The organism is Terriglobus sp. YAF25, from assembly GCF_052113305.1.
Lineage (GTDB): Bacteria > Acidobacteriota > Terriglobia > Terriglobales > Acidobacteriaceae > Terriglobus.
Genome location: NZ_JBFRCY010000340.1, coordinates 1 through 5397 on the forward strand (window position 1 = coordinate 1; position 5397 = coordinate 5397).

The 5397-nt window shown below is 52.0% G+C and carries 5 protein-coding genes and 1 pseudogene; 1 reads left to right on the forward strand and 5 read right to left on the reverse strand.

The window, feature by feature from the left end; genetic code table 11:
- Positions 1 to 295: 295 nt before the first annotated feature.
- From AB4043_RS14980 to AB4043_RS14990, 3 genes are all read right to left on the reverse strand, one after another.
- Positions 296 to 997: a sensor histidine kinase gene (locus tag AB4043_RS14980; protein ID WP_442307400.1), complete on the reverse strand. Its 702-nt coding sequence runs from the start codon at positions 995 to 997 to the stop codon at positions 296 to 298.
- A gap of 277 nt (positions 998 to 1274) precedes the next feature.
- A complete protein-coding gene (locus AB4043_RS14985; protein WP_442299537.1) occupies positions 1275 to 1955 on the reverse strand; it encodes a response regulator transcription factor in 681 nt (226 codons plus the stop codon).
- 350 nt (positions 1956 to 2305) lie between these two features.
- Positions 2306 to 3124 (reverse strand): NAD(P)H-dependent oxidoreductase, encoded by an 819-nt coding sequence (locus AB4043_RS14990; RefSeq protein WP_442299536.1) that lies wholly within the window; start codon positions 3122 to 3124, stop codon positions 2306 to 2308.
- 121 nt (positions 3125 to 3245) lie between these two features.
- Here AB4043_RS14990 and AB4043_RS14995 point away from each other — a divergent pair, with 121 nt between their 5' ends.
- Positions 3246 to 3599 carry a winged helix-turn-helix transcriptional regulator gene (locus AB4043_RS14995; RefSeq protein ID WP_442299535.1) on the forward strand — a complete coding sequence of 118 codons (354 nt, stop codon included), beginning with the start codon at positions 3246 to 3248 and terminating at the stop codon, positions 3597 to 3599.
- Positions 3600 to 3749: 150 nt separating this feature from the next.
- Here AB4043_RS14995 and AB4043_RS15000 read toward each other — a convergent pair whose 3' ends face one another.
- Together AB4043_RS15000 and AB4043_RS15005 are read right to left on the reverse strand one after the other, a co-directional pair.
- Positions 3750 to 4958: a hypothetical protein gene (locus tag AB4043_RS15000; RefSeq protein ID WP_442299534.1), complete on the reverse strand. Its 1209-nt coding sequence runs from the start codon at positions 4956 to 4958 to the stop codon at positions 3750 to 3752.
- Positions 4959 to 4962: 4 nt separating this feature from the next.
- Positions 4963 to 5397 (reverse strand): annotated as a pseudogene (locus AB4043_RS15005) (hypothetical protein); the annotation flags it as partial.

Below are 5397 nucleotides of genomic sequence, written 5' to 3' on the forward strand. Positions count from 1 at the left end.
GCGCCGGACGCATCGGTGACCGTTCCGTTAATCTCTGAACGGTCAATCTGCCCAGAGGCAGACACTAGGAGACTAAGGAGAACTGCAAACAGAGCAAGGATTCGAATTCGCATAGGTGTAGGAGGACGGTTCGTTTAGCTTTAGCGAACTGTGCCTTATATGGCGATTCCAACATCCAAGCCTTAGTTTTTACTTAACAAACCCGATGCTTCACGATGCATTCTTCTCGCATTCACCATCTTTTATTCATGAGAAAGCTTCGCAGGATGCGATACAAACTATTGCAACATCCATGTCAGCGCTTCACTCCAGGCTCTCGATAGAGAGGAAGGCTGAACCTTACCATTGTGAATTGACCTTCCGCGCTGGATGCGGAAATCTCGCCACCGTGCCGTTCGACAACCCATTTCGCAATAGCAAGACCCAACCCGCTTCCCCCATTGACAAGGGCTTTCGCCTCATCCGTGCGGAAGAAGCGCTCAAAGATATGTGGAATCGCTTCGCTCGTTATCCCGATACCTGTGTCAACGACAGCACATTCGACCGAATGTAATGTCTTCGCGGTACGCACGGTAACAGAACCGCTTGGGGTGTATCGAATCGCGTTATCGATCAATGCCGCCACAAGTCGCTTCAGGCTCGCTTCGTGTCCCATCAATAGGATGGGATCGTCCGTCGCGAGTTCAGAGAACAGATGGAGCCCTTTAGAGGACGCAATGCCGTTCATACGATGGCATATCTCCGTGACCAGGGTGGCAAAATCCAGGCGGCAGACGGGCATCTCGACGGCCTCGGCATCAAAACGCGCGAGTTGTAGCATTCCGTCGACAATCTCTTCCATCTCCCGAATCTCGACGAGTACATCTTCGAGCGTTTCTGGAACATCCTCTGTTGATAGATCTCCGCGCAAGGCAATTTCTGCAGCAGCTCTAGCCGTTGCAAGCGGTGTACGCAGGTGATGAGAAGCATCTGCGGTGAATCGCCTTTGTCGGGTCAAGGCTCCCTCCAGGCGTCGTAACAGAGAGTTGAAGACCTCTGCAACATGCTGGACCTCGTCTCCAGTATTGGGTTTCCGTCGGAGAGAGAATGCAAGGGATCGTTCTGCTCTCGCAAAAGGATTGATAGCCGGTTTGCGCGATTCGCCAGCGTTTTCTCTTTGCCTGTCCGTAATGTCCATGCAAGAAAGAGCCAGACGCTGATTCCGAACACACACAGTGCCGCAAACAGCATGAGGCCATACCAGAACGTAAGGCGGAATCGAATCGACCGCGGATTCATTCTGTGAACGGGGGCCGCGCCGCGTAGCCTACGCCACGCACTGTCGTAATAATTTCAGACTCACCGTTCGCTGTAACCTTCCTGCGCAGGTGATGCAGAATGACATCCATTGAATTGGTGCTCACATCTCCTTGATCCGACCACCCGACCCTCGCAAGTTCATCGCGGGTCATGATTCGTCCATCTTTTTTCATCAGCGCTTCCAGCAAGGCGAACTCGAGCTTCGTAAGACGAATCTCTCTTCCGTTTCTACAGACCTCTCTGGTCGAAGTATTCAGAACCAGGCTATCGACGCGCAACTCTACATCCCTGCAGATGAGACCGCGCCGGCTCACAGCTCTCAGGCGCGCGCAGAGTTCCGTGAAGATAAATGGCTTCGTCAGATAGTCATCCGCTCCGCTGTCAAGACCACGTACGATCGCATCCATCGAATCAAGCGCGGTGAGCATGAGTACGGGCGTCCGGATCTCACGATCACGTAAGGCCTCTAAAACCTCAAATCCGTCCATCGCAGGCARCATCACGTCAAGAACAATAACGTCGTATGTCATCCGTGTCGCAAATGAAAGTGCGTCCCTGCCATTGGCAACACGTTCAACCTGATGACCTTCTCGACTCAACCCCTTGACGACTTGTTTAGACAGGCGTGGGGCATCTTCTACAAGAAGAATCCGCATAGAAGCAGGCTATGTCATCTTTATTAAAGAGTGGTTATATCCCCGAATGACCCAGAGATGCAGACGATGTCATCCGCATGCGTCTTCACAATGACAAGAAGTTGAAGCTGAAGTCGAACGAAGTGAACATCGGCAAGCTTATACGTCGGCGATCAGACCATCATAGATATATCCGGACCTAAGCACTAGCGACATCTACGTGAAGGCGAAGTGCATACTCTTRAAGCCGTAACCAAGGTGCATTACTGGAGCAGTCCCGTGAAATGCTCTTCTTGTCCATTGARATCGCTTCCGAAAGGCCAACTTCCCGGTGCTAATCCCTCTCAATGAGTGACTTGGCGATTATGCACTCATTGAGAATCGCCATCGCGCTGGAACTCTGTCGTAGACGTGCCTCTCAGATTCGATGCAATGTGAGCAGGCATCCCGTTGACGCCTTCGGCAATGTGGGGAGCGAGAGTATGCTTGTCTGGATAGTCTCCTTCATTCTGTGGACGGAAAGGAATCGGATCGTCGATGAACAGGCGAGCTAATCGTGTTTCCAAAGCGTACTTCGCCGCCTCAACACCGGCTTCGTCGATCTCTGCCGTGCCATAAACCGCGAATGTAGGTAGCACATCGAGTCCAGGAAAGAAGAGTGTGCCATGGGTAATCGGAAATAAGAGCTGCTCAAGCGGACCGTTGATGCCTCGTAGCCCATAGTCGACCTCGGGGCCCCCTACGGTTACCGAAAGCAGCGCGCGCTTACCTGCCAGAGCCCCGTCACCATAACGATAAGTATTGCCAGCATTCTTGTAGCCATATGCGAACTTAAATGCAAAGACGCGGTCGACCCATCCCTTAAGGATGGCTGGAAAGCCGAACCACCAAATCGGAAACTGGAACACAATAGCGTCCGCCCATTTGAGTTTCTCCTGTTCTGCCGCGATGTCTTTTGCCTGCGTTCCCTCTTCATACGCCTCGCCTGAGGCGGTCATGTATTCCAGAGGTAGCGATCTATCTCGCTCGGGAAAATCGTCGGCATCCGCCACTGCTTTCCAGTTCATGGCGTAAAGATCTGAAACCCGAACTTCATGCCCCTCTTTTTGAAGCACGGCAAGTGCGTGATCTTTCAAATTGGCATTGAATGACTGGGTATTTGGATGAGCGTAAACAAAGAATATCTTCAATTCCTCGTCCTTTCGGTGGTTCTTGCTGAATTCCACCTAGTTGGATGAGTGAAGGCGCTTCTAGCTTCATATTTTTGTTATACTTACAATTTTATCCCATACTTACATTTATGATAGTGCAATGAGAAAACGTTATAACTCTTATGAATTGAGCAGTGGCTGCGGTGTCGAAGCATGTCTTGAGGTAATAGGCGGCAAATGGAAGGGGGTCATTTTGCACCACCTGATGACGAGCAGCGTCCTGCGCTTCAACGAGATTCAGCGTATGAAGCCCAATCTCAGCCCTCGCGTTCTCACGGCCCAATTGCGTGAGCTTGAGCAGGATGGTGTTATCGTCCGGAAGGTTTACCCCGTCGTTCCACCGAAAGTGGAATACTCCCTTTCCAAAGAAGGGGAATCGCTAAAGCCATTGATAAAAGCTATGCAGAAATGGGGAGATGAACATCTGCTACGAACGAATGCGCCGCTCGGTTGACGAGCCAAGTACGCCTGACATTTTGCCCAAACCTGGTCAGTACGCCCACCAATTCTCAATTGACGACTTCAGGCCAAAACCGCAGTATCTCGAAATGCCGCCGGACCTTTGGCAAGAGGCACACTCGCTCCCCGCGTCGACGGGGTTACTCTATCTGACCGCCCAGGAGGCGAGCTCTTCAAGAGTAGCTATGGAGCTCGAAGTTGCTCCCCTCGCAAATGGAGGGCCTAGTGCAACCGCTCGAGAGCTCCCTTCAAACCAGGCAATGAATGAGGAATACTCGGCACCGGGCAGCCTCTGTTGATTGATCCAGTTGTAGTAAGCTCCCATGTCCGCATCGACTAACGATCCCGTCAGATCTGGTTCCGAATGGCTATCGATATTAGACAGTAATTCGTTCATTGGACGCTGCCGTTGTCGGGGCCCGAATCGTACAAGCAGCGTCAGCGGCTGAGCACGGCGTAGTGCCTCACGCGCAGTCCACTGTACAAACGTCGTACTGAAGACCTGCGTGCCGGAGCCTTCCGAAAGCAGCTTCAGCTGAAAGTGATTCAGCACCACGTCTTCCTGACTGTCGAATCCGACGTCGGCTGGTTGCAGAGCCGCCAGGATTGTCCGTAACTCCACGGGTCCCATTCCTGGACGCTTGATCTCCGCTTGCATCTTATTGAGCAGCGCAAGGCGTTTTGGCTCCAATGCCTGATAAGACACGTGCGTAAGCATTGGACCATGTTCGACAACTTGTCCCCCTTCCACATACCAATGCGCATATGGAACCGGATAAGCCTGAGCCCGTGCGGTAACCGCCTTCATGAGTTGCTGTATGCCGTTTTCAGGGTTGATATGGCTGAAGAATGTTCCGTGTTCACGTAGATCGCGAAACAACCGACCATCGTAGGCATCAAGTCCTTGCCCGATGATCGCTATACCAAGCCTTGCAATCACTGGTTGATCAGGGGCTACTGCCGCTTGTAACCGATTACCATATTCCTTCGCCGCTTTACGGAATGCATCCAGCTGGTGCGTCGACCACAGATGAGCAGAAAGCTGCTCAACAAATTGAGCTGGCTGATTCAGCCAATCGAGGTGTTCCAGTTTTATTGAGAGCGACAGATCTCGAAACGACCCAAACCACTCTTGCATCTGCGCCGGTGCAAGCGATCCAAGCATCGCAATCTCTTTGCTGATCCGCTGGCGCTCCACAGGAAACTTATAGTCAAGTTCAATGACCTCAGAAAGCAGATTGGGAAGGAAACTCAGCGGCAACTGTTGCAATGTCCTCAGGTTATTCACTGCAAGCTTTCGTGCCTCCGGTGGATAGGCCCTGAACTGTTCGGGTTTGAGATCGCGAGGAAGCATCGTGTTAGAACAGTTCTTGAATTGGCCGCCCCTGCGCGATCGATGCCTGAAATCCCATGATCGATCCAAGCGTTGGCACCAGATCCGTCGATTGAATCGGATGATCATAGATCACGCCTTCGCGGACTCCAGCACCCAATGCCATCATCCATGTAGTTCGTGACGATGGGTCGCCGGTGCGATGGTGTTGAAAGCCATTTCCTCCCGCTTCCTCATCGGAGTCTCGTCCAAAGTCGGGAAGAATCATCATCGTGGTGTTGCCTGCATATTCAGGATTGCTCTGTACAATCTTCCACAATTCAGCGCAGAGCCGATCCGTCCTTCGAACACTTTCCACATAAAGCGAATACGCACCTGTGTGTGCGACATCAATGTCGTGCATCGTAACCCAAATTAGGCTCGGCGCCTGCTGTTGCATCAGCTGTTGCACAACATAGAC

What these genes read in the sequence shown, in the direction of transcription:
- AB4043_RS14995 (WP_442299535.1), top strand. Translation starts at nt 3,246, where the DNA reads ATGAGAAAACGTTATAACTCTTATGAATTGAGCAGTGGCTGCGGTGTC.
- AB4043_RS15000 (WP_442299534.1), bottom strand. Translation starts at nt 4,958, where the DNA reads ATGCTTCCTCGCGATCTCAAACCCGAACAGTTCAGGGCCTATCCACCG.